The 23,456-nt window shown below is 73.0% G+C and carries 18 protein-coding genes; 7 read left to right on the plus strand and 11 right to left on the minus strand.

Annotation, left to right across the window (positions count from 1 at the left end):
• Positions 1-109: 109 nt before the first annotated feature.
• From IO24_RS0106910 to IO24_RS0106920, 3 genes are all read right to left on the minus strand, one after another.
• Positions 110-1,420, minus strand: coding sequence for a helix-turn-helix domain-containing protein (locus tag IO24_RS0106910; protein WP_234335149.1), 1,311 nt, complete (start codon positions 1,418-1,420; stop codon positions 110-112).
• 384 nt (positions 1,421-1,804) lie between these two features.
• Positions 1,805-2,230 (minus strand): DUF3017 domain-containing protein, encoded by a 426-nt coding sequence (locus tag IO24_RS0106915; protein WP_045295962.1) that lies wholly within the window; start codon positions 2,228-2,230, stop codon positions 1,805-1,807.
• Between the two features lie 109 nt (positions 2,231-2,339).
• Positions 2,340-3,194, minus strand: coding sequence for a bifunctional methylenetetrahydrofolate dehydrogenase/methenyltetrahydrofolate cyclohydrolase (locus IO24_RS0106920; RefSeq protein WP_031132966.1), 855 nt, complete (start codon positions 3,192-3,194; stop codon positions 2,340-2,342).
• A 278-nt stretch (positions 3,195-3,472) separates the two neighbouring features.
• On the opposite strand from IO24_RS0106920, the gene IO24_RS0106925 reads away from it, so the two are divergent.
• The 5 genes from IO24_RS0106925 to IO24_RS0106945 all read left to right on the plus strand — a co-directional run bounded on the left by IO24_RS0106925 (position 3,473) and on the right by IO24_RS0106945 (position 9,076).
• The gene (locus IO24_RS0106925) at positions 3,473-4,051 is read left to right on the plus strand and encodes a hypothetical protein (protein WP_031132968.1); all 579 of its coding nucleotides are present in this window, start codon (positions 3,473-3,475) and stop codon (positions 4,049-4,051) included.
• Positions 4,052-4,308: 257 nt separating this feature from the next.
• Complete coding sequence (locus tag IO24_RS0106930) at positions 4,309-5,049, plus strand: hypothetical protein (RefSeq protein ID WP_031132969.1); 741 nt, start codon at positions 4,309-4,311, stop codon at positions 5,047-5,049.
• Positions 5,046-6,395 (plus strand): serine/threonine-protein kinase, encoded by a 1,350-nt coding sequence (locus IO24_RS0106935; protein WP_031132971.1) that lies wholly within the window; start codon positions 5,046-5,048, stop codon positions 6,393-6,395. The genes IO24_RS0106930 and IO24_RS0106935 overlap by 4 nt, the downstream gene beginning before the upstream one ends.
• A gap of 97 nt (positions 6,396-6,492) precedes the next feature.
• A complete protein-coding gene (locus tag IO24_RS0106940; protein WP_031132973.1) occupies positions 6,493-7,101 on the plus strand; it encodes an ALF repeat-containing protein in 609 nt (202 codons plus the stop codon).
• A gap of 229 nt (positions 7,102-7,330) precedes the next feature.
• Positions 7,331-9,076, plus strand: coding sequence for a protein kinase domain-containing protein (locus IO24_RS0106945; RefSeq protein ID WP_078898871.1), 1,746 nt, complete (start codon positions 7,331-7,333; stop codon positions 9,074-9,076).
• A 39-nt stretch (positions 9,077-9,115) separates the two neighbouring features.
• On the opposite strand, the gene purH is transcribed toward IO24_RS0106945, so the two are convergent.
• Both purH and purN read right to left on the minus strand, forming a co-directional pair.
• Positions 9,116-10,678 (minus strand): bifunctional phosphoribosylaminoimidazolecarboxamide formyltransferase/IMP cyclohydrolase, encoded by a 1,563-nt coding sequence (gene purH / locus IO24_RS0106950; RefSeq protein WP_031132977.1) that lies wholly within the window; start codon positions 10,676-10,678, stop codon positions 9,116-9,118.
• The gene (purN, locus tag IO24_RS0106955; protein WP_031132979.1) at positions 10,675-11,313 is read right to left on the minus strand and encodes a phosphoribosylglycinamide formyltransferase; all 639 of its coding nucleotides are present in this window, start codon (positions 11,311-11,313) and stop codon (positions 10,675-10,677) included. Before purN ends, purH begins: the two co-directional genes overlap by 4 nt.
• Positions 11,314-11,618: 305 nt before the next feature.
• Between purN and IO24_RS0106960 the strand changes: the two genes are divergently transcribed.
• Positions 11,619-12,422 (plus strand): hypothetical protein, encoded by an 804-nt coding sequence (locus IO24_RS0106960; protein WP_031132981.1) that lies wholly within the window; start codon positions 11,619-11,621, stop codon positions 12,420-12,422.
• A gap of 4 nt (positions 12,423-12,426) precedes the next feature.
• Here the strand turns inward: IO24_RS0106960 and IO24_RS0106965 are convergent, their stop codons facing one another.
• A complete protein-coding gene (locus IO24_RS0106965; protein ID WP_031132982.1) occupies positions 12,427-14,310 on the minus strand; it encodes a cell division protein PerM in 1,884 nt (627 codons plus the stop codon).
• A 96-nt stretch (positions 14,311-14,406) separates the two neighbouring features.
• Here IO24_RS0106965 and IO24_RS0106970 point away from each other — a divergent pair, with 96 nt between their 5' ends.
• Positions 14,407-15,672 (plus strand): helix-turn-helix domain-containing protein, encoded by a 1,266-nt coding sequence (locus IO24_RS0106970; protein ID WP_031132984.1) that lies wholly within the window; start codon positions 14,407-14,409, stop codon positions 15,670-15,672.
• A 108-nt stretch (positions 15,673-15,780) separates the two neighbouring features.
• Here the strand turns inward: IO24_RS0106970 and sucD are convergent, their stop codons facing one another.
• From sucD to IO24_RS0106995, 5 genes are all read right to left on the minus strand, one after another.
• Entirely contained in the window at positions 15,781-16,665 is an 885-nt protein-coding gene (gene sucD / locus IO24_RS0106975) for a succinate--CoA ligase subunit alpha (RefSeq protein WP_031132986.1), read from the minus strand.
• Positions 16,666-16,686: 21 nt separating this feature from the next.
• Entirely contained in the window at positions 16,687-17,865 is a 1,179-nt protein-coding gene (sucC, locus tag IO24_RS0106980) for an ADP-forming succinate--CoA ligase subunit beta (protein ID WP_031132988.1), read from the minus strand.
• A gap of 516 nt (positions 17,866-18,381) precedes the next feature.
• Entirely contained in the window at positions 18,382-18,831 is a 450-nt protein-coding gene (locus tag IO24_RS45115) for a hypothetical protein (protein ID WP_157851238.1), read from the minus strand.
• 888 nt (positions 18,832-19,719) lie between these two features.
• Positions 19,720-20,886 carry a VWA domain-containing protein gene (locus tag IO24_RS0106990; RefSeq protein ID WP_031132992.1) on the minus strand — a complete coding sequence of 389 codons (1,167 nt, stop codon included), beginning with the start codon at positions 20,884-20,886 and terminating at the stop codon, positions 19,720-19,722.
• 139 nt (positions 20,887-21,025) lie between these two features.
• Positions 21,026-23,422, minus strand: a complete 2,397-nt coding sequence (locus IO24_RS0106995) for a DUF5682 family protein (protein WP_031132994.1) — start codon at positions 23,420-23,422, stop codon at positions 21,026-21,028.
• Positions 23,423-23,456: the final 34 nt, after the last annotated feature.

Consider the following 23,456-nt stretch of genomic DNA (forward strand, 5'->3'; position numbering starts at 1 on the left):
CCGACCGTGCCGGACTCCCGTGGGGGTACGGTTCGCGTGCCCCCGTTTCCGGCGGGCATTCCTCCCCTTCGGAAATTCTTCCCCCGTCCCGGGCGGACCTCTCGGCCTCCTAGTCGGTGCAGCCCTGCTGCCCGGCCGTCAGCGTCGCGCAGGCCTTGGCGTCGGCCGCGCTCTTCACGGCCACCATCGGGGTGTAGGCGATGGTGTCTCCGGCCGCGGTGATGCTGCCGGTCTGCTTCGCCTTGCCCGAGCTGATCTGGACCTCGTCGCCCTGTGCCGCCTGGGTGATACGCCCCCAGGCCGCCTTGCAGGTCTCGCTGTAGCGGACCTCGACGGCGGTCGTGCCGACGGTCGCGGTCCGGGCGGTGGTCACCAGGTCACCGCTGCACCCCATGGCCTCGGCGTCCTTGCCGGTGCAGCTGTCGCCGCTGCACTTCACACCGGGCGGCAGCTTCGGATCGGTGCTGACCGTCGGCGAGGGGGACTTGGCGCCGCCCTCGGTCTCGTCGCCACCGCCGCCAGTGAGGTAGAACGCGCCGGCGATCACCACGAGCACGCCCACGACGCCCGCAAGGAAGGTCGCGGTCCGCTTCTTGCCCGCGGAAGCGGAGGAGGCGCGGCGGGTCCCGCCGGCGCCACCCGCACCGGCACCACCGGCCCGTGCCGGGACGGCGTCCTGCGGCTCGCCGTACGGGTCCGACCCGGCGCCGGGAGTCCAGCCGGGGCCGCCGGGCGACCCGGCGGGGGTCCCAGGAGCCGAACCGGGCCGGGACCCCCGGCCGGTGCCGGGTCCGGCGGAGCGCCCGCCCGTCGACGACGGGCCCTGGTACCCGGCCATTCCCCACGAGTTGACCTCGGGTTCGGCGGCCCGGCCGCTCTCCTCCCGCACACCCGCGCCGGTGGTGGAGTCCTGGACCTCGGGGGCCGTCGGCTGCGGAGGCACGGTCGGGGCCACACCGGCCGGCCCGGCGATGCCCGGCGTGACCGTGGTGCTGCCGCTCCGGCGGGCGGGCTTGCCGCTGCCCGCGGAGGCCGCTCTGCCCTGACCCGCCGAGGCCGCCTTGCCACCGGCCGAGGGGTCGGTGAAGTCCTGCCCGCCGAACTCCCCGAGCGCGGCGCGCGCCTGGGAGATCCGGATGGCCTCCATCGTCATGTCGTGCCGCATCTCCGAGCGGCTCCAGGCGCGCTCGGCAAGCTCCCACATCGTGGTCAGGTGCACCGGATTGGTGCCGGTCACCTCGGCCAGGGCCACGATCGCGCCCTTCGGCGCGAGCAGCCGGCCGTTCAGGTAACGCTCCCACGACGTCTTGCTGTAACCCGTGCGGTCCGCCACCGACGCGATGCTCAGACCACTGCGGTCCACGAGCCTGCGCAGTTGGCTGGTGAACTCCCTGATCTGCGGATCGAGCTCATCCGGCAAGGCCCTCCAACGAGGCATTGCTCCCCCTCTTCCCCCCGGTCGTGCTGATATTTCTCGCGCTGTTCGCCCCGCGCGTGGCGGCCTTGGCCGAGTCCCCGTTCTGGATACCCACAGGGATGCGCCCACTCAGGATCTCAGTTCCCTGAAGGGGGGCGCACAGGAGCATGGTGACCGCGCGCGATACACCCTGGACCGTCCTGATTGTCCCTGCCAACCCCGCTGTCGCACCACTTTGTGCGATATCGGAAGCAAGACGTACCGGAACCGTCACTTCCGTGCCACAGCGCACTGACAGCCGTTGAACAGGCCGTTCGCCGTGCAGGAGGGTGGGGCGCGTGACGGCGGCCCGTCCTTCCTCGGGGGAGGGGACGGGCCGTCGTCTCTTCATTCGTTGGTGACCGTGAAGTGCAGGGTGTCCTTCAGGAACGGGATCTGCAGCCATGGTTCCGGCTGTGCCATCAGCGCCAGCATGACGATCACCAGCCCCAGCACCGCGTACGTGACGATGTCCGTGAAGCGGGAGCGGACGGCGAGCATGCCGACGTCCGGCAACAGCCAGCGCATCGCGCCACCGCCCAGCAGGGCGACGCCGATCAGCAGCGTCCCCAGCCGGAACTGGCCGAACGCGGTGATCAGCAGCCCGAGCCCGGCCAGCCCCAGCACGGCGAGCACGGGCCACTGCCGCGCGGGAGCGGGAGCGTCCCCGGACGCTGCCCGGCCACCGCCCTCGGGCCGTGCGGTGTCCCGGGTGAACAGCGGGAAGCGCCGGGTGACCCGCCGCGGCCGCCCTTCGGCGTCGGGCGCGCTGATGGGGTCCCGGACGGTGAGGTCCTCGGGCGCCTCGGGCCCGCTCGGCGTCTCGGGCCCGCTCGGCGTCTCATGCCCGCCCGGCGCCTCGTGCCCCCTCGGGGTCCGGTGCTCAGCCGACACTGCGCTCCGCCGCCTCGACCACGTTGGCGAGCAGCTGGGCACGGGTCATCGGGCCGACTCCGCCCGGGTTCGGGGAGATCCAGGCGGCGACCTCGGCGACGCTGGGGTGGACGTCGCCCACGATCTTGCCCTCGGCGCTGCGGGAGACACCGACGTCGAGGACGGCCGCGCCGGGCTTCACGTCCTCGGCGCGGATCAGATGGGCGGAACCGGCGGCGGCCACGATGATGTCCGCGCGCTTGAGATGCGCCGACAGATCACGGGTGCCGGTGTGGCACTGGGTCACGGTCGCGTTCTCGCTGCGGCGGGTGAGCAGCAGCGGCATCGGCCGGCCGATGGTCACACCGCGTCCGACCACGACGACCTCGGCACCCTTGATCTCCACGCCGTAGCGGCGCAGCAGCGTCAGCACGCCGTTCGGGGTGCAGGGCAGCGGGGCGGGCTCGTTGAGGACGAGGCGACCCAGGTTCATCGGGTGCAGCCCGTCCGCGTCCTTGTCGGGGTCCATCAGCTCGAGGATGCGGTTCTCGTCGATGCCCTTGGGCAGCGGCAGTTGCACGATGTACCCGGTGCAGGCCGGGTCCTCGTTCAGCTCGCGGACGGCCCGCTCGATCTCCTCCTGGGTCGCCGTGGCGGGCAGTTCACGCTGGATGGAGGCGATGCCCACCTGCGCGCAGTCGCGGTGCTTGCCGGCGACGTACTTCTGGCTGCCGGGGTCGTCCCCGACCAGGATCGTGCCGAGGCCGGGCGTGACGCCCTTCTCCTTCAGCGCCGCCACGCGGGCGGTCAGATCGGACTTGATCGCGGCTGCGGTGGCCTTGCCATCGAGAATCTGGGCGGTCATGGCCCCATCCTCGCGGATGACCCCGCCACGGTTCCAATCCGGCCGCAATCCGGGCACCGGGGGGCCCGTCCTCCCGTATCCGCCCATGATCAGCGATGTTGCACTTGCACAACACATCGGGAATGCGGCTGGACAAGCCGGTCAGTGGTGAAGAACGATGACCTGACAAGTGCCGCGGACAGCTCAACGGGGGGACGGTCGCAATACTGAAGAACTCTCCTCCGTGCGGATGTCACGCGTCGTCCCCGCACTCGGATTTCAACGGAGGAAAGTCCCCTATGAGCTACGGCGACCCGAACAACCCCTACGGCGCTCCCCAGGGGCAGCAGCCGCAGCAGCCGGGCTACGGATACCCGCAGGACCAGGGACAGGCCCCCGGTTACGGCTATCCGCAGGCCCCTCCGGTCTCCCCCTACGGCGGCCCCGCCGCGCCGACCACGATGCCCGGCTCGGTGAGCGCGGCCCGCGTGATGATGTGGGTCATCGTCGGTCTGCAGGTCGTCGCCGTGGTGATCCTCGGGATCGGCGCCGCGGCCATCAACGCCGCGAAGGACGACGCGACCGTGCAGGACAACCCCGCTCTTCAGGACCTGGTCGGCGATTCGACCGGCCTGATCTGGGGCTACGTGGTGTTCGGCCTGGCCTGGCTGGTGTTCGCGGCCGTCCTGGCGACGAAGTTCAAGAACGGCGGCAACGGCGCCCGGATCACCATCCTGGTCTTCGCCATCATCACGGCCGTCCTCGGCATCTACCCGTTCGTCATCGTGGGCCTGGTGCACACCGTCCTCGCCATCCTGGTGGCCGTCTTCGTCGGCAACGCCAACGGCAAGGCCTGGTTCAACCGTCCCCGTTACTGAACGGACCCGGTCCACCGGACCGGTTCACACCGATCGCTGCCAAGGGCCGTGCCTCACCCGAACAAGGGGGGCACGGCCCTGGTGCGTGACCCCGAGGCCTGCGGTGCCCCGGCCGCCCCGGCCTTTTCTCACAAAGCTTTCACAGACGCGCCGTATCAGGCGCGATGCTTCGTACTCGTTCGAAAACGTCCCATACCCTGCCTCTCGTCGGCCCGGGGGCTGCGCCCCGAGCCTCACAGGAGGAGGGGGACCACTCCATGTACAGCGTCATCGTCGTACCACCGACGTGCGGCAGCACGGAGGGGCAGGTCAGGATCGCCGCGGGCGAACGGCTGGCGTTCGGCAGGGCCGGGACCGGCGGCGGACTCACCATCGACCACTCGGGGGTGCCCCGGGCCGCCGGGGAGATCACCGCACACCGGTCCTTCTGGCTGCTGAGCAACCTCAGCGAGGACCAGACCTACGTGGTGGAGAACCCGGAGGGCGCGGGAGAGCACCTCAAGATCGCGCCTGGCCGTATGGAAGCCCCGGTACCGTTCGAGTTCTCGCGGGTGGTGCTGCCCGCCGCGGGAGACCTGCTCACCTTCGATGTCTGGGCGCCACGCCACGCCTTCCGCAGCGCCGACCGCCGCTCGCTCCCCGGCGCCGCCACGGCACCGGCGTTCGCTCTGGACCGCACCAGCCGGTATTTCGCGGTGCTGGCCGCCCTGTGCGAGCCCCGGCTGCGCGGGGAACCGCACGCGCCGCTTCCGGCAGTGGAACAGCTGGTGCAGCGGCTGCACCCGGTCTGGCCGGCGGTCAGCCGTTCGTCCGTCTACTGGAACATCGACTACCTGGCCCTCAAACTCCGGCTGCGCCCCGGCCCCGACACCGCCGCACCCGGCCTGCGCGTCAACGGCAAGAAGGAGTCGCTGGTCTCACTCGCGCTCCGCTTCGACCTGGTCCGCGAGGACGACCTGGTGGTGCTGGCCACCCCGGCGGGGGAGATGGTCCGGTGACCGGCCGGTCGTACGCCGTCCCCGTCCCTAAGGGCTACCGGGTCGGCCCGTGGGAGGTGCGCGAGGCTCTGGCCTCCGGCGCGTTCGCCACCGTGTACGCGGCGCGGCTCGTCGGGGAAGGGGACCCTGAGATGCCCGGCCGGGCCGCCCTGAAGTTCCTGCCCACCGGCACCCGCACACCTCGGCAGCTGCGGCACATGCGCGAACTCGCCGAGCGCGAGGTGGAGTTGCTTGGCCGCCTGCGCGCACCCCGGCTGATCCGCATGTACGACACCCTGACGGTCGACGATCCGGGGCACCCGGAGCTGGACGGTGCCACCGTGCTCGTGCTGGAGCAGGCCGAGGGCTCCCTGGACGTCGTACTGGAACACTCGCCGAAGCCGGAGTCGGGCCCCGCCCTGCTGGCCCAGATCTGCGAGGGCCTGCACCAGCTGCACCACGCCGGCTGGGTGCACGGCGACCTGAAGCCCGCCAACGTGCTGCTGCTGAAGGACGGCTCGGTACGCCTGGCCGACTTCAACATGGCCGCCGAGCTGGAGGGCACCCACGCCTACGCACCCGCCTTCGCCACGCCCGACTACACCCCGCCGGAACTGCTGTGGCCCGAGATCGACGAGCGGGGCACCCGCATCCGCCCCTCCGCCGACGTCTGGGCCTTCGGCGTCCTCGCCCATGTCGCCCTCACGGGCTCCTTTCCGTTGCCGGGCGGAAGCACGGAGGCGCGAAGCGACGCCGCGACGCGCTACGCGCGCGGCGCCGAGGAGTTGCGCCTGTCCCCCGAACTCCCCGAGACCTGGCGGGAGATCGTCCGGGACTGCCTGGCCCCCACGCACACGGAACGCGCCGCCCGGATCCCTGACACCGGTGCGCTCCTGCGCCGGGTGGAGGACGCGGCCGGGGCCTCCCGGTCGGCCCGTCTGCCGAGGTTGCGGCCCCGGCGGTGGCGGCGTCCGGTGCTCGCCGCGGCGCTCGTGGCGACGGCGCTGCTGGGCGCGACGGCGGTGACGTACGCACTGCGCGACGAGCCCCCTGCCACCGCGGCGCCTCCCAGCTGCGAGAAGCCGGCGGTGTACGAGGACGAGACCCACGGCCGCGGCTACACCGCGGGCTGGAACAGCACGTGGGACTTCACCATCAAGCAGGGTGACGGCGGCAGCCAGGTCCGTGAGGCCCAGTGCCTGCTCCGGCATCTGCACGGCATCACCGAGGTCGGCGAAGTGGACGGCGACTTCGGCCCGATGACGCACGGGGCGGTCGTCACCTTCCAGAAGCGGGCGAAGCTGGACGCGGACGGAGTCGTGGGTCCGGGCACGTGGGAGGCGCTGCGCAAGGGCGGGGAGGTGTGACCCGCGGGACTTGGATATTGGGGTGCTCGCCGGCGCGGCCGCGGGGAGGATACGCCCACCGGCACCTGACGTGATCAAGTCCAAGGAAGGTTCACACATGAGACCGACCCGTACCGCCCTGACTCTCGTGGCAACCGCCGCCCTGGCCCCGGCGCTCCTGCTGACCGGCCCGGCCTTCGCCGCCGGCCCGGCCGCATCGTCCGCCGTCGCCGTGGCGACCGCGACCGACCCGGCCGGTTCGAGCGTCGACGAGATGTCCGACGACGACGTCCGGGTCGCGATCATGCGCATCATCGCCGATCCGAACACCGGCAAGGCCGTCTACGCCGCCGCCCAGAAGGCCATGGACGGCACCATCGAGGACCAGCGGTACTTCCTGGAGACAGGGCGCCGGACAGCCCAGGCCGAGGACGACCGCGTCGCCATCGCCCGCATCCTCGCCTCCGCCGATCCGAAGTCCGACAGGGCGGTCATCCGGGAAGCCAACGAGGCCCTCGACGCCAACACCCCGGAAACGCTGCGCGCGTTCCTGGAGACCGGTCACCGCCTCGCCCGGGCCGAGGACGACCGCGTCCGTATCGCCCGCATCCTCGCCGACCCGACGATCAGCGACGCGCTGCGGGCCGCGGCGGAGGACGCCGTCGACGGGACGCCGGAGGAGTTGCGGTACTTCCTCGAGGTGGGTCAGTACGAGGTGGACGGCTGACAGCTGCTGATCCACCTGGCGGCCGCCCGGGGCAGGTGACCCTCACCAGCCCCGGGCGGCGAGTTCGGCAAGGCGCTGGTCAAGGGGTGCGCCGACTGTTGCGCGTACATCGTGTATCCGAAGAACGGCTGAACCGGAACATCGGGTCACTCCCTCGCCCCACGCGATAGCCTCACCCAACTGACTCGGTACGGCAGCGTGTTGGGAAGAGACGGCACTCGGGGGATCGATGACAGACCAGCGGCAGCCCATGCCGTCGTACACCCCGGCGTCCGGTGACGCCACTGTGAGGCAGGTGGGGGCGTTACCCCTCCAGCCGCCGGATCCGGGGCGCATCGGACCGTACGTACCGCTCGGACGGCTCGGCAGCGGCGGCATGGGCCGTGTCTACCTCGCCCGCCCCGCCGACCGCACCCCGGGCCTCGCCGCCGTCAAGGTGATCCGCCCCGAGTACGCCGACGACCCCCGGTTCCGGCGGCGTTTCGAGCGGGAGGCATCGCTGCACGGCCGGGTGAGCAGCGCCAGGGCGCCGCAGTTGCTCGGCACCGGATTCGACGACTCCTTACTGTGGATGGCGACGCAGTACCTGCCCGGCCTCAACCTCGCCGACGCCGTCCGCGAGTGCGGCCCGCTGGACGTGGCCGGGGTGTGGCGGCTGGTCTCCGATCTCGGGCGAGCCCTGTCGGCACTGGCCGTCGCCGGTATCGTGCACCGGGACCTCAAGCCGTCCAACGTGGTCCTCACCCAGCAGGGCGCGCACGTCATCGACTTCGGCATCGCGCAGGCCACCGACAGCAGCGCGATCACCGCGTCGGGGAGCCGGGTCGGCACGCCCGCCTTCATGGCGCCCGAGCATCTGCGCGAGGGCCGCTGCGACACCGCCTCCGATGTCTTCTCGCTCGCGGGGAGCCTGATCTACGCCGCCACCGGACACGCGCCCTTCGGTGACGGGACGGGTGTCGACGTGATGCACCGTGTCGCGTTCGAGGAACCCAGACCCGGCATCATGGCCGGGCTCGCGGCTCGGGACGCCGGACTGGCCGCGCTGCTGTCCGCCTGTCTCTCCAAGGATCCCGCCGGCCGCCCCACTCCCCGGCACCTGACCGAGGCCGCCGAGGCCGCAGGGGGCCGCCACTCCCCCTGCTGGCACGAGCCGCTGGGCGGCCGGCTGCTCGCCCGGCGGCAGGCCTGCGACGTACTGGAAGGGTCGGTCGTGCAGGAGGCCGTCCAGGAGACCGGCCGGTTACGTACGCCCGCGCAGGGCTCGGCCGCCCCGGCCGCCGGCCCCGCGCGGGGTCCCGCCCGCGAGAGCGGCGCCGGGCGCGGGAAGCGGAAGGTGTTTTTCGCCCTTGCCGCCGGTCTCGCCGCGTGCGCCGTCGTTGCAGGAACCTTCTTCCTGACCCGTCCGTCCGTCGGCGGAACCGCCTCGGCCGCACCGACGGTGGCCGGCGGCACCGCCCGCGACGGCGCTCGGACCTCTCCTGTTCCCGGTTCCTCCGCCTCACCCTCCGGCGCCGACGACAGGGAGAAGACGAAGGAGGAGGGCGGGCGGGGGAAGGCAGCCACCTCGGGGGCGGCAGCGGACGAGGCGTCACCTGACCCGAGGACGAACGGAGACGAGACCACTCCCACCGCCGCCCCGGAGAACGGCGAGGGCGGCGGCAGTGACGAGGGCATCCCTCCGGCCGCCTCGCCCGGCAAGACGGCCACCACGCCCGCAGGCCCTCCCTGGAACTCGCGGTGCACGCACTACTCCGGCACCGAGCTCACCGTCCGCGGCGACAAGGGGCAGCGCGTGGTCCAGGTGCAGTGCATGCTCACCCAGCGCGGCTTCAAGGTCGGCGACGCGGGCGTGGACGGACAGTTCGGCGGCGGCACGCTGGCCGCCGTCAAGAAGTTCCAGCGGGCCAAGGGCCTCGCCGCGGACGGCAAGGTGGGACCCGGCACCTGGGCGGCGCTGCGCAGTTCGACGTGAGTGCCGATCCGGCGCGGCGCCACCCGGGTCAGGTGCCCGTCAGTGGAAGAAGTGCCGCGTCCCCGTGAAGTACATCGTGACGCCCGCCTTCTGCGCGGCCTCGACGACCAGCTCGTCGCGGACGGAACCGCCGGGCTGGACCACGGCCTTCACGCCGGCCTCGGTGAGGATCTCCAGGCCGTCCGGGAAGGGGAAGAACGCGTCGGACGCGGCGTACGCGCCCGCGGCGCGCTCGGCACCCGCCCGCTCGACGGCCAGCTTCGCGGAGTCCACCCGGTTGACCTGCCCCATGCCGACGCCGACCGAGGCACCGTCCTTGGCGAGCAGGATCGCGTTGGACTTCACCGCGCGGCAGGCCTTCCAGGCGAAGGCCAGCTCGGCCAGCTCGTCGGCGCTCAGCGCGTCGCCGGTCGCCAGCGTCCAGTTGGCCGGGTCGTCGCCGTCGGCCTGGAGGCGGTCGGTGACCTGGAGCAGCGCGCCGCCGTCGATCGGCTTGACCTCGACGGGGGCGGCCGGGCCGTCGGCGCAGCGCAGCACGCGGATGTTCTTCTTCTTGGTGAGGGCCTCCAGGGCCCCGTCCTCGTAGCCGGGCGCGACGATGACCTCGGTGAAGATCTCCGCGACCTGCTCCGCCATCTCCTTGCTGACCGGGCGGTTGACGGCGATCACGCCGCCGAACGCCGACAGCGGGTCGCAGGCGTGCGCCTTGCGGTGGGCCTCGGCGACGTCCGCGCCGACGGCGATGCCGCAGGGGTTGGCGTGCTTGATGATCGCGACACACGGCTCGGCGTGGTCGTACGCGGCACGGCGGGCGGCGTCCGTGTCCGTGTAGTTGTTGTACGACATCTCCTTGCCGTGCAGCTGCTCGGCCTGGGCGAGGCCACCCGTGCCGGAGACGTAGAGCGCGGCGGGCTGGTGCGGGTTCTCGCCGTAGCGCAGGGTGTGCTCGCGCTCCCAGGTGGCGCCGAGGAAGTCGGGGAACCGCGACTCGTCGACGGGCGCGTAGGAGGAGGCGAACCAGGAGGCGACGGCGACGTCGTAGGCGGCCGTGTGCTGGAAGGCCTCGGCGGCCAGCCGCTTGCGGGTGGCGAGGTCGAAGCCGCCGTTCTGCACGGCGGACAGGACGTCGGCGTAGCGCGCGGGGCTGGTGACGACCGCGACCGACGGGTGGTTCTTGGCGGCGGCCCGGACCATCGACGGCCCGCCGATGTCGATCTGCTCGACGCACTCGTCGGGCGTGGCACCGGAGGCGACGGTCTCGCGGAACGGGTAGAGGTTGACGACGACGAGGTCGAACGGCTCGACACCCAGCTCGCCGAGCTGCCGCCGGTGGTCCTCCAGGCGCAGGTCGGCGAGGATGCCGGCGTGGACCCGGGGGTGCAGGGTCTTGACGCGGCCGTCCAGGCACTCGGGGAAGCCGGTGAGCTCCTCGACCTTGGTGACGGGGACGCCGGCAGCGGCGATCTTCGCGGCGGTGGAGCCGGTGGAGACGAGCTCGACCCCGGCCTCGTGGAGCCCGCGCGCGAGGTCCTCGAGCCCGGTCTTGTCGTAGACGCTGACGAGCGCCCGGCGAAGGGGCCGCTTGTTGCTGTCGGCGGTCACTGGATAACTACCTTTCGTCCCTCAATGCGATGGCCGTTGCGGGCGAGGCGCCCCACGACCTCGACGAGCAGCCTTCGCTCGACTTCCTTGATGCGCTCGTGGAGAGCGCCTTCGTCGTCCTCGTCCCGGATCTCCACCACGCCCTGCGCGATGATCGGCCCGGTGTCGACGCCGTCGTCGACGAAGTGGACGGTGCAGCCGGTGACCTTGGCGCCGTACGCGAGCGCGTCCCGCACGCCGTGAGCTCCGGGGAAACTGGGCAGCAGGGCGGGGTGCGTGTTGACGAACCGCCCGCCGAACCGCGCGAGGAACTCCTTGCCGACGATCTTCATGAAGCCGGCGGAGACGACGAGGTCGGGTTCGAAGGCCGCCACGGCCTCGGCGAGGGCGACGTCCCACTCCTCGCGGCTGCCGTGGTCCTTGACCTTGCACACGAAGACCGGCAGCCCGGCCCGCTCGGCACGCGCCAGCCCCTCGATGCCCTCGCGGTCCGCGCCGACGGCGACGACCTCGGCCCCGTACTCCTGCGCGCCGACGGCGGCGATCTCGTCGAGCAGCGCCTGCAGGTTGGTGCCGGATCCGGAGACCAGCACGACGAGGCGCTTGGCGCGCGGGGCCACGGGCTTGGCGGCCACGGTGGGGGCCTTTCTCGGGGGAGCGTCTGTCCAAGGTGGCCGGCGCTTGACGTTTTGTACATTCATACGAATGCTTTGCGTCCCCGGATACGGGGAAGCCTACGAACCGGCCGGCCGTCAGCAACGATACCGGCACACCGGGCGGCCCCCACGGGACGGGGGCACGGCCGGAAGGTAGCGTCTGGGCGGAGCCGGTTCGGGAACGACGTCCGGACGTGGTGCGTTCAGGAGGTGACGGACCCGGGTCCGACGCCGTTCCGTTCTGTCCACCCATTCCTCCTCACCAACGGGAAGACGCTCACTTGATGCCGGACCGCAGCCTGCGACTCCTCACGTTCCCCCAGCTGTCGACGCAGGGAGGGGAGCGCGGCGCCGTGCTGCTGCGGGAGCGCCCCAGCTCACCGCCCGACGCACCTTCGGGCGGCGACGGCGGCCAGGAGCGGGGGCGCGGGCCCCAGGAGGACAACCCCTTCGCCCCGCCGCCCGAGGGCACACCGGACCGGCCCTGGCAGCCGCGGCGCCCGTCGGGTGACGACTCCCAGGACTCCCCGGACTCTCCGGACGGTGGCGGGCGCGGCCGCTCGCCCTGGGGCAGCCAGTGGAGCGACCAGCAGCCCGGCCGCTCCCCCGACGGCTTCGGGAATCGCCCCCGCGGCGGGCCCGAGGGCCAGGGCGGCCCCCAGGGCGGCGGCCCGAACGGGCGCTGGGACCCGACGGATCCCGCGCAGCGCCGGGCGCGCTACGCCCTGCTGTCGGGCATGTGGGCCTTCTTCTTCGCCCTCTTCAGCTGGCCGTACGTGGCCCTGCTGCTCGGCGCGCTCGCTCTCTACTGGGCCATCAGCTCCCTGCGTGCCAAGCCCCGCAGGGCCGCCGACCCGGACACCCCGGCCCCGGAACAGCAGGGCGGCCGCCCCCAGACGACGGCGGCGGTGAGCGGCCTGGTCACGGCGTCCCTGGCGATCGCCCTGGTCGCCGCGTCCTTCACGGCGCAGCTGGTCTACCGCGACTACTACACGTGCACCAACGACGCCCTCACGAACCAGGCGAAGCAGTCCTGCTCCGAGCTTCTGCCGGAGCAGCTCCGGGGGTTCCTGGAGACGGACGGCTGACGGTTCAGGGGCTTTCCGGCGGGGCGGGCCGGTAGGGCGGGGCCGGCGCCTCGTACGGTTCACGGGCCGGGTCGGACGGCAGGAAGTCGTAGAGCTCGAAGTCCGTCCCGCGGCCCTGGTCGCGCAGGCCGTACAGGGCGTTGTGCTCGAAGGGCGCGTAGGACGTGTCCGGGCCGGCCGAGGCGTGAGCCGCCCGGGTGCCGTCCGCCGGTGAGGCGTCGTGCCCCGTACGTGCGACGTCCCCGGCGCCCCAGGCGACGCCGCGATCTTCCTCCCCCCGGAAGCCTCCGGTGTCCTCCTCGCTCCCGGCTCGTCCGGCACCCCGGGTGCCCCCGGCGGCTCGGCCGCCCCGGTCACCCCCGGCTCGCCCATCGCCCCGGGTGCCGTCGACGGCCCCGGCGCCCCCGGCCACCCCCGCGACTCCGGCGACTCCGGTACGCGTGAACCAACCGCGGCCGGCCCGGGCCCCCCTGCGCGGCCGCCCGGCCGTTTCCTCCCGCCGCATGCCGTTCTCCGGCACCTCCGCCCGGGGCGAGCGGCGCCGCCGGGCCCGTACTCCCACCGCCGTCGGGACCGCCAGCAGCCCCAGCCAGGCCAGCGTCGCGGCGGCGACCTGCCACCACACCGGGCCGAAGCGGGACAGCACGGCAGAACCGATGGGACCGCCCGACAGGGCGGCCAGCCCCGCGAGCACGACCGCGCACAGCACCGCAGCCAGTGCGGCGGCAAGGGCGGTGCGGCCGGCCGTCCAGACCTCGGCCCGCGTGCCGCCCGGGCCGGTCCCGCCACGCTCCGCGGATGCCGCGCCCTGGGCCACCGTCCAGCCCATGACCACCGCGGCGACCACGGGCACCGCCCCGGCCGCCCAGTGCACCGGCACCCCCTTCCCCGCCTCCGGCACCGCCGCCAGCAGCGGAAACGGCGGCAGGAGCGGAGCCGGGGCCGAGGAGAGCGGGCCGACCGCGTGGCCGGCGCCGAGGGCGAAGCCCGGGCCGAGGGCGTAGGCGGCGCCCCAGACCGCCGCGTTCGGGACCAGGGCCACGCACAGCAGCAGTACCGCGAACCGCCCCGACCACCCCTCGGTCAGCCGGAGCAACGACGCCTGGGCCGCCGCACCATGGCCCACGAGCGACACCATCACCAGCAGCGCACCACCCCCGAGGAGCACCGCCACCCCGGCGGCCGCGGCCCGGGCCGCGACACCCGGGCACCCGTCCGGGCCCAGCACCAGCGGACGGACTCCCCCCGGCAGCACGCCCAGCAGCCGCCGCAGCGGCCGGCCGGGACGTCCGTACGCCGACCACACACCCGCCCCCGCCGCCACGACGGCGATCAGCGGGACCGACACCCCCGTCCACAGCCACGACGGCCGCAGCACACCGCCGGCGGCGTACAGAGCGGCGGGCGCGGCGACGGCGAGGTAGCCGAGGACGACGCCGGTCCACGCGACGCGAGGGGAGACCAGGGGCGGGCTCGCGACCGTCTCGAAGCCGTCCTCGAAGTCGTCGTCCGCGTCTCCTCCCCCGCCGTCCGTGGCGTCCCGCGCCGCCCGGTGCAGCAGCCACACCGGCAGCGTGAGCAGCAGCAGGGGCGGAAGGCCGAGGGGGGCGGGGACGCCGGAGAGCGTGTCGGTGCGGACCAGTTCGGCGCCGTGCGACAGCAGCCACAGCGCCGCCGCCACGTGCAGGGCGCCACCGGGCCCGCTGTCCGGGTAGGGCGAGCTGATCCACAGCAGCATCACGAGCACGGCGAACGACGCGAGCCCGAGGCCCGCCGCGAACGCACCACCCATGAGGCCGCCGACCAGTCCGGGCGAACGGTCGCGCATCGGGGTGAGCAGGGGCGACGGCGAATGTCTGCGAGCGGTCATCTCGATCACGACCGCCATGCTCCCAACGACACGCGCTTTCCCGTCGTAACAGGCGAACCATCGCTGTGTCGCTCAATATACGTTTATGTACTTTTCCGGACGGAGGGGCGCCCTGTGACACAGAGCCCTGCCATCCCGCTCCCCCCACCCAAGGAACGCCGACGCCTGCGCGAGGCCGCCTCGCTGACGCGGGCTCAGCTGGCCTCCCGGGTGGGCGTCACCAGCGAGACGGTGCGCGCGTGGGAGACCGGCCGCTCCACGCCGCGCGGCCGCAAAGGGGAGAAGTACGCGAAGCTGCTCGTCGCGCTGGACGACGAGGCGGGGATGACGCCCCTTCAGGACGGTGCCGCCGACTCCGACGACCCGGAACCGGCGCCCGGGGCGGCGGCCTCGCACAGAGCCGCCCGGGCCCGGCGCAAGACCGCCGCCACCGACCGGAAACGACCCGCCGCGAAGGACCGTGGCCGCGGCCCCGTCACCGTCCCCGACCGGAGCCGCACTCCCGCCCCGCACGGGCACCGCGTCATCCTCACCGAGCGCCCGCGTACGAAGCCCCCGTACCGGCCTGAGGACGCCATCGCCGCCCTGACTCCCGATCAGGCCTTCGACGCGCTGTACGCCTTCTGCGCCCCCGCGCTCGTCCGGCAGGCCTATCTGCTGACCGGCCGCCGTGAAGTGGCCCGGGAGTCGGTGGAGCGGGCCTTTCAGATCGCCTGGCAGCGCTGGCCCGAGGTGGCCCGCGACCGCGACCCGGCGGGCTGGGTGCGCGCGATGGCCTACGAGTGCGCGCTCTCCCCGTGGCACCGCTTCCGGCCGCGCTACCGGCACCCCGAGCCGCCGCCACCGGACGCGTTCGACCGCGCGCTGATGGACACCCTGCTGAAGCTCCCGCCGTCCTACCGCCGCACGCTGGTGCTCCACGACGGGGTCGGGCTCGGCCTGCCCGAGACGGCGGCGGAGACGGAGGCGAGCACCCGCGCGGCCGTGAACCGGCTGGCGCACGCGCGCGAGGCGGTCGCGGAGCGGCTGCCGGAGCTGGCGGACCCCGAAACGCTGCACTGGCGGCTGGTCGAACTGGCCTCCACCGAGCGGCTGCGGGCCGCCAAGCCGCTGGTCGTACGGAAGGGCGGGGAACGCCGGGCCCGCTTCTGGACCCGGGCCGCCATCGCCTTCACGGTCGTCCTGATCGGCACGACGGCTCTCACCGTGCGCACGGCCCCCACCCGCTACGAGCCGCCGGTGCCGGCGGGAGAAACGGTTCAGGGTGTGCCGCCACCGGTCGCGCCCGGCCCGCTGTCGGAGTCGGAGCGGGACCTGCGCGCGAAGCTGCGCAAGGAGGAGCAGAAGGGACCGGACCGGTTGCTGCCGCAACCACGGTGACGGGTGACCGGGCGGACACGGCGGTGGGCCCGCTCCCCATGAGGGAAGCGGGCCCACCGGTGCTGCGCTACGGCGTCGGTTCAGCCGGTTCAGCCGGGGAGGCTGTCCTCAGCTGCCGAGGATGGCGCGCGCCAGCTTGGCCGTCTCGGTCGGGGTCTTGCCGACCTTGACGCCGGCGGCCTCGAGGGCCTCCTTCTTCGCGGCGGCCGTGCCGGAGGAGCCGGAGACGATGGCGCCGGCGTGGCCCATGGTCTTGCCCTCGGGCGCGGTGAAGCCCGCGACGTAGCCGACGACCGGCTTCTTCACGTTCTCCTTGATGAAGGCCGCGGCCCGCTCCTCGGCGTCGCCGCCGATCTCACCGATCATGACGATCAGGTCGGTGTCGGGGTCGGCCTCGAACGCGGCGAGGGCGTCGATGTGGGTCGTCCCGATGACCGGGTCGCCACCGATGCCGACGGCGGAGGAGAAGCCGATGTCCCGCAGCTCGTACATCATCTGGTACGTCAGCGTGCCCGACTTCGACACCAGGCCGATACGGCCCGGCTTGGTGATGTCGCCCGGGATGATGCCGGCGTTGGACTGGCCCGGCGTGATGAGACCGGGGCAGTTCGGGCCGATGATCCGGGTCTTGTTGCCCTTGGACACGGCGTACGCGTAGAACGCGGCCGAGTCGTGGACGGCGATGCCCTCGGTGATGACGACCGCGAGCGGGATCTCGGCGTCGATGGCCTCGACGACGGCGGCCTTGGCGAAGGCCGGCGGCACGAAGAGGACGGACACGTTCGCGCCCGTCTTCTCGATCGCCTCGGCGACCGTCCCGAAGACCGGGATGTCGTTGCCGTCGATGTCGACCGACGTGCCCGCCTTACGGGGGTTCACGCCACCGACGATGTTCGTGCCGTCGGCCAGCATGAGCTTGGTGTGCTTCATGCCCGTGGCACCGGTCATGCCCTGGACGATGACCTTGCTGTCCTTGTTGAGGAAGATAGCCATGGCTGTTTAGTCCCTCGTCCCTTACTTCGCAGCCGCGAGCTCGGCGGCCTTGTCGGCCGCTCCGTCCATGGTGTCCACACGCTGCACCAGCGGGTGGTTGGCGTCGGAGAGGATCTTGCGCCCGAGCTCCGCGTTGTTGCCGTCCAGACGGACGACGAGGGGCTTGGTGACGTCCTCGCCCTTGTCCTTGAGCAGCTGCAGCGCCTGGACGATGCCGTTGGCGACCTCGTCGCAGGCGGTGATGCCACCGAAGACGTTGACGAAGACGGACTTGACGTCCGGGTCGCCGAGGATGATCTCCAGGCCGTTCGCCATGACGGCGGCGGAGGCGCCACCGCCGATGTCGAGGAAGTTGGCGGGCTTGACGCCACCGTGCGCCTCACCGGCGTACGCGACGACGTCCAGGGTGCTCATGACGAGACCCGCGCCGTTGCCGATGATGCCGACCTCGCCGTCGAGCTTGACGTAGTTGAGGTTCTTCTCCTTGGCGGCGGCCTCGAGCGGGTTGGCCGCCTCCTTGTCCTGGAGGGCCTCGTGCTCCGGCTGACGGAACTCGGCGTTCTCGTCCAGGGAGACCTTGCCGTCCAGGGCGATGACGTCACCGGAGGCCACCTTGGCCAGCGGGTTGACCTCGACCAGGAGGGCGTCCTCCTCGACGAAGGTCTTCCACAGGGTGACGAGGATGTTCGCGACCTTGTCGGCGACCTCGGCCGGGAAGTTCGCGGCCTCGACGATCTCGCGGGCCTTCTCGGGGGTCACACCCTCGTTGGCGTCGATCGGCGTCTTGGCGACGGCCTCGGGGCGGGTCTCCGCCACCTCCTCGATCTCCATGCCGCCCTCGACGGACGCGATGGAGAGGAAGGTGCGGTTGGCACGGTCCAGGAGGAAGGAGACGTAGTACTCCTCCAGGATCTCCGGAGCCGTCTCGGCGATCATCACCTTGTGGACCGTGTGGCCCTTGATGTCCATGCCGAGGATGTTGGTCGCGTGCTCGACCGCCTCGTCGGTGGTCGCCGCCAGCTTCACGCCGCCGGCCTTGCCACGGCCGCCGACCTTCACCTGGGCCTTGACGACGGACTTGCCACCGAGGCGCTCGGTGGCTGCGCGGGCCGCCTCAGGCGTGTCGATGACTTCACCGGCCAGCACCGGTACATCGTGCTTGGCGAAGAGGTCCCTCGCCTGGTACTCGAACAGGTCCACGCGCTTCCGTCCCTATCAGTGATCTCGCGGTTCGTTGTCTGCGTGGGCGTGCCGCGAGGGCAACGTGACGTCCGCTGTCTGTCACAAGGGAGGCGCACACGGTGTCCGAGCGCGCGGCATGTCCGTCTCGCAGGTTATCGCTGCTTCCGGGGGGCCTCTAAATCGAGGGTCACACCTGAGCGGTGATACCTGTCACATGATGCCGCGCTCTCTGGCACGGCGTGCCGGGGGTGAGGGGCCTCACCGGGCTGGGGTTGACCCGGTGAGGCCCCCAGGGCACCCCCGAAGGAGCACGAAAGCCCTGTTCAGGGCCCGGCTCTCCGGGGCGCGGGCCGGGTGGTCCCCACCCCGATGGGGACCACCCGCCCTATCCACGAGGGTGCGGCCGCGGACCACCGACGGCTTTCGGCCGTCCGGGCGTGACGCCTCGTGAAGCATGGGAGGGGGCGGTGAGGCACCCCGGGCGTCCGCCCTCGGGGCGGGCCCACGACGGGAAGCCTCGGCGGTCTGTCCGTGCTAGCCGGGGAAGAGGGGGATGTCCCGGTGGCCGCACGCGGTACCGGCCGCGAGGGCCGGGGCCCCGGCACCGGGCATGAGCGTGAGCGGAGCCGCGAGGCTCAGGGTGACGGCATGGGCGTCACCGTGCCGCGACGAGCCGCTGTCCGCCATGGACCGGTTGCCGAGCACGCCGTCGGGACGGCCGCCGGGCGAGTGGCCGGCCGGGGGGTGTCCGGCGTGCGGGGACGGGCCGGGGTGACTGGGGTGGCCGGCGTGGGCGGGCTGGTGGCTGGCGTGGCTGGGGTGGTGTGCGTGGCCGAGGCGGCGGTGTAGGTGTCTGACGTGGTGCGCGTGAATGCCGGGGACCATCGGGCCTGCGTGGATGGTGTGGGGCTCGCTGCCGTGGGCCGCGGGGCCGGACGTGCGGGGCTGCCGCGGAGAGCCGGTCTTGTCCGCCGGCACCGCCACCCCGCCAGGCTGCGGCTCAGCCGTGACCGGGGTGGGGAACGGGCGACTCGGAGGCGTCACGGGGCTGGGGAGAGCGGGAAGTGTGGGGAGGGCGGGCGTTCCCGGGAGCGGGGCGTCACCGACGGGGAACGGGGAAACGTCCGGCACGCCAGGGAGGTCCGGCAGGCCGGGGAGGTCCGGCAACGCGGGTGGGTTGGGCAGCTCGAGCAAGGCGGGCAGCGGTGCGTCCGGCAGCCCTGACGAGGAGGGCGGCGCCGGCTGCTCCGGCTGCTCCGGCTGCTCCGGCCAAGTGGGCAAGGCCCGCGAGCCGGCTGGAACCGGGAGGTCGGGCAGCGCCGGGTGCGCGGGGGGCTTGGGCAGCGTCGGCTGCTCCCGGAGCCGCTGGGGCGAGTGCGACCGCGGGGACGACGAGGACGGCGACACCTTCACACGGGTGCCCGCCGACTCCCCGCTCGCCGTCTCCTCCACGTCACCGGCAGCCCGAACGAGCCTCTGGCCACTGACGGCCTGCCCGGCCCGCCCCTCCGGCACCACCCCTGCACCGTCAGTCGCGTGGGCCCGTTCCCCCCACAGCAGTCCGATGGCCAGCAACCCGCTCAACAGCAGGGCTACTTGAAGCGCACGCCGCCCGGCCGCTGTGCGCGGCATGCGCAACGCGGCATCGGGCAGGGCTGCTGACCAGCTCAAGGGGGGAAGCTTCCTCCCGTGCGACGGAAGCGGTACTGCCCGGCCGGCACACGCACGGCCGAGCAGGCGCCGATCCTCGCACGGGAGTGCGGAGGTTGCGCAAGCCCTTGCTTACCGATGGACCGTCATGTCCGTTTTGCTGCTCCACGTCGGACCGCGGCACGGCGACAAGTCGTCATCCGTCCCTTCACGCCAGGCGCTTCACGCCGCCTCCGGTACCGGCAACGGCCGTTTCTCGATCGCCGCCGCCATCACCTCCGGGAACAGGTCGGGCGTGCAGGCGAACGCCGGTGCCCCCAGCGCCGCGAGCGCGGCCGCGTGCTCCCGGTCGTACGCCGGTGCCCCCTCGTCCGACAGCGCCAGCAGCGTCACGAACTGCACGCCCGACGCCTTCATCGCGGAGACCCGCTTGAGCATCTCGTTGCGGATGCCGCCTTCGTAGAGGTCGCTGATCAGTACGACCACCGTCTCCGCGGGCCGGGTGATCTGCGACTGGCAGTACGCGAGTGCCCGGTTGATGTCCGTGCCACCGCCGAGCTGCGTGCCGAACAGCACGTCGACCGGGTCGTCCAGCTGGTCCGTGAGGTCGACGACCGCCGTGTCGAAGACGACGAGTCGCGTGGAGATCGTCCGCATCGAGGCGAGCACCGCCCCGAACACCGAGGCGTACACAACCGATGCCGCCATGGATCCCGACTGGTCGATACAGAGGATGACCTCCTTCTTCGTGGACTGGGTCGCCCGCCCGTACCCGATGAGCCGCTCCGGCACGATCGTTCGGTACTCGGGCAGGTAGTGCTTGAGGTTGGCCGCGATGGTGCGGTTCCAGTCGATGTCGTGGTGGCGCGGCCGGCTGATCCGGGCGCTGCGGTCGAGCGCGCCGGTGAGAGTGGCCCGGGTGCGGGTGGCGAGCCGCTTCTCCAGGTCCTCGACGACCTTGCGCACGACGGCCCGGGCCGTCTCCTTCGTCGTCTCCGGCATCGCCTTGTTGAGTGACAGCAGCGTGCCGACGAGGTGCACGTCGGCCTCGACCGCCTCCAGCATCTCCGGCTCCAGCAGCAGCGCGGCGAGGCCGAGCCGGTCGATGGCGTCGCGCTGCATGACCTGCACGACGGAGGAGGGGAAGTACGTCCGGATGTCCCCGAGCCAGCGCGCCACCGACGGTGCCGACGCCCCGAGCCCCGCCGAACGGTCCCGGCCCCCCTGTGACCTGCCGTCCTTCCTGCCGTAGAGCGCGGTGAGCGCTCCGTCCATCGCCGCGTCCTGCCCCGACAGCGCGCAGCCGGTGCCGTCCGCCGTGTCGCCCCCGAGGACGAGGCGCCAGCGCCGCAACCGCTCCTGCGCCGGGTCCGTGATCCCGGACGTCATCCCCGTCCTCCCTTGCGCGGCCGTTCCCACAGCGGAATCACCGGCACGGTCGTCGACGGCGGACGCTCCGCCCGGAGTCGCCCCGTCACGGTGGCTCCCGTTTCCGGTGCCGTCGTCCGCTGCCTCAGTGCCTCGGTCGTCATCCCGTCACCCCCGCCATGTCGTTGCCGGTGTTCTCGTCCACTTCGTCCAGCCCGAGCAGCAACCGCACGACCGGCAGCACGGCGTCCGCGCGCACCAGGTCGACGTCGGCCGCGAAGCCGGGTATCCCGGAGCCGGAGGCTGTCGCGCCGCCACCGGCTCCCGGCCCACGCCGGACCAGTTCGCCGAGGGTCCGGCGCACTCCGGGCTCGTACGCCGAGAACGTCCGCCGCAGCAGGGGCAGTACGTCCGTGAACGCCTCGGCCGGCACCCCGGTGAGCCACGCGTCGACCAGGCCGAGCAGCCGTTCGTCGTGCACCAGGAGCATTCCGCCCCCGGAGCCCCCTCCGACGAAGCCCTCGATCCACGCGGCCGCGTCCGCCGGCGGTGTGCCCGGTGACAGGACGAGTCCCATCAGCAGTGCCGCCTCGTCCTGGGCCAGCTCCCCGTCGTCGAGCAGGAGCCGCACGGCCCGCCCCCGGATGACCCCGGGCACGGTGTCCCGCCCGGACAGCACCCGCAGCACCGACTGCCAGCGGCCTCTCAGTTGGCCGTGTCCCGCCGCGGCGGCGTCGCCCAGGAGGCCGACGGCCCCGTGCACCGCGTCCACATGGCGCCGCATCTCCTCGGCGGCGTCCGCGTCGAGCGCGGCGCAGGCCGGGGGGAGGCCGACAAAGACCCGCTCGGCCAGCCCCACGGCGACCTCCGCCAGGGCGCCGGTGTCCGTGCCGCGCACGTCGCCGTAGCGCAGGGAGCGGACCAGGGCCGGGAGCGCCTGGGCGAGCTGGCCGACGTCCGTGTCGAGAGCCGCCCGGTCGGCGAGGACCCGCATCACCGTGGGCAGCGCGTCGGGCAGTTCGGCCAGCAGGCAGTGCTCGGCGAGCCCGGTGACGTCGGCGAGGCCGTCCGCGGTGACGGCGTCGGCCTCGGCCTTGGAGGTCGCGGCGGACAGGACGGTCGTCCCCCACACTCCGGCCTCGGCGACCCGCACGGACAGCTCGGGTTCCCAGCGCAGCCGCCACGTCTCCCGGAAGGTGCCGGTGCTGCCCCGCGAGACGGCCGGGTCACCCCACGCGATGCCGAGCAGCCGCAGCCGGTGCAGCAGCCTGCTGCGGGCGGCGTCGTTCTCCTTGCGCAGGTCGAGCTCCAGCTCCCGCTCCAGCGCCTCCGGCTTCAGCCGCAGCCGGCGTTGCAGCCGGGTGAGGTCCCGCTGCAACGGCACCGCCGGCGCCGACGGCGGCACCTCCCCCAGGACGTCCCCCACGACCAGCCGGTCCCGCACCAGCGCCAGCGGCACGTCCGAGCCCTCGCACATCACCGCCCGCACCGCGTCGGTCGTCTCGCTCAGGCCGGGCAGCGGACGGCCGCGCATCGCAGCGAGCGTCTCGGCCAGCCGCACCGCCTCGATGACATGCGCGGAGGAAACCATCCGGTCCTCTGCGCGCAGCAGCCCCGCCACCTTGGTCAGCCAGCGCTCCACAGGCCGGTCCGGGGCGCTGAACAGGTGCCCGTACCAGCCCGGGGAGTCGATGCCGGCCCCGTACCCGCTGGTCCGGGACAGCCGGCGGTGGGTCCACGGCACCCACGTCATGTCCGTCTTGACTTTGGGCAGGCCCTTGAGCAGCGCCTTGTCGGCGGCGACGGTGGTCTTCTGCCGCAGGGCGGGCACGTGCCAGGCCCCGCAGACGACGGCCACGCCGCCCTCGAACTCCCGCTGCGCGGCCCGCACCTGGAGCCGCATGCAGGCCTCCCGCACCCGGTCCCGGTCGTGGCCCCCGCTGCCGTAGGTCTCCCGCAGCGCGCCCATGGCCTCCTCCAGCGCGGTGAACGGCGCGAGCGCGTCACCCTCCCCCACGCCCCGGTGCTCCACGACGTCCTCCCACCACCGCTCCGGGTCGTCGTAACCGGCGGCGTCGGCGAGCACACCGAGCGGGTCGATCCGCAGGCCGGCGGAGCCGGACCCGGTGTCCCCGTCCGCCGCCGTCTCGGCGTCCAGCGGGCGTTCGCCCTCTGCCTCTGCCTCGTCCTGCTGCCTTCCCCACGCCAGCGTGTGGGTGGCCGGCAGGTCGATGAAGCGGGCCGGGACGTCGTGCTCCAGGGCCCAGCGAAGGGCGACCCACTCCGGGGAGAAACCGGCCAGCGGCCAGAACGCCGAGCGGCCGGGCTCGTCCACGGCGTGGGCGAGCAGGGCGACCGGCGGCCGCATCTCCTCGTCGGCGGCGAGCGGGATCAGGGCGTCGGCCTCGGGCGGTCCCTCGATCAGCACGACCCGCGGCCGGACCTCCTCCAGCGCCGCCCGCACCGCCCGCGCCGAGCCCGGCCCGTGATGCCGCACCCCGAGCAGCACCGGCCCCGACCCGGCCCCCTGGCCCGCGGCCCTTTCCACACCGGTCATTTCATCCCCCTCCCGTCCCGCACGTCCCGCCCCG

Source organism: Streptomyces flavovariabilis, assembly GCF_000725785.1.
Lineage (GTDB): Bacteria > Actinomycetota > Actinomycetes > Streptomycetales > Streptomycetaceae > Streptomyces > Streptomyces hawaiiensis.

Bases quoted from the DNA above. Each gene is read 5' to 3' on its own strand.
- IO24_RS0106920 (WP_031132966.1), bottom strand. From the start codon at position 3,194: ATGACCGCCCAGATTCTCGATGGCAAGGCCACCGCAGCCGCGATCAAG.
- IO24_RS0106925 (WP_031132968.1), top strand. From the start codon at position 3,473: ATGAGCTACGGCGACCCGAACAACCCCTACGGCGCTCCCCAGGGGCAG.
- IO24_RS0106930 (WP_031132969.1), top strand. From the start codon at position 4,309: ATGTACAGCGTCATCGTCGTACCACCGACGTGCGGCAGCACGGAGGGG.
- IO24_RS0106940 (WP_031132973.1), top strand. From the start codon at position 6,493: ATGAGACCGACCCGTACCGCCCTGACTCTCGTGGCAACCGCCGCCCTG.
- IO24_RS0106945 (WP_078898871.1), top strand. From the start codon at position 7,331: ATGACAGACCAGCGGCAGCCCATGCCGTCGTACACCCCGGCGTCCGGT.
- IO24_RS0106960 (WP_031132981.1), top strand. From the start codon at position 11,619: ATGCCGGACCGCAGCCTGCGACTCCTCACGTTCCCCCAGCTGTCGACG.
- IO24_RS0106965 (WP_031132982.1), bottom strand. From the start codon at position 14,310: ATGGCGGTCGTGATCGAGATGACCGCTCGCAGACATTCGCCGTCGCCC.
- sucD (WP_031132986.1), bottom strand. From the start codon at position 16,665: ATGGCTATCTTCCTCAACAAGGACAGCAAGGTCATCGTCCAGGGCATG.
- IO24_RS0106990 (WP_031132992.1), bottom strand. From the start codon at position 20,886: ATGACGTCCGGGATCACGGACCCGGCGCAGGAGCGGTTGCGGCGCTGG.
- IO24_RS0106995 (WP_031132994.1), bottom strand. From the start codon at position 23,422: ATGACCGGTGTGGAAAGGGCCGCGGGCCAGGGGGCCGGGTCGGGGCCG.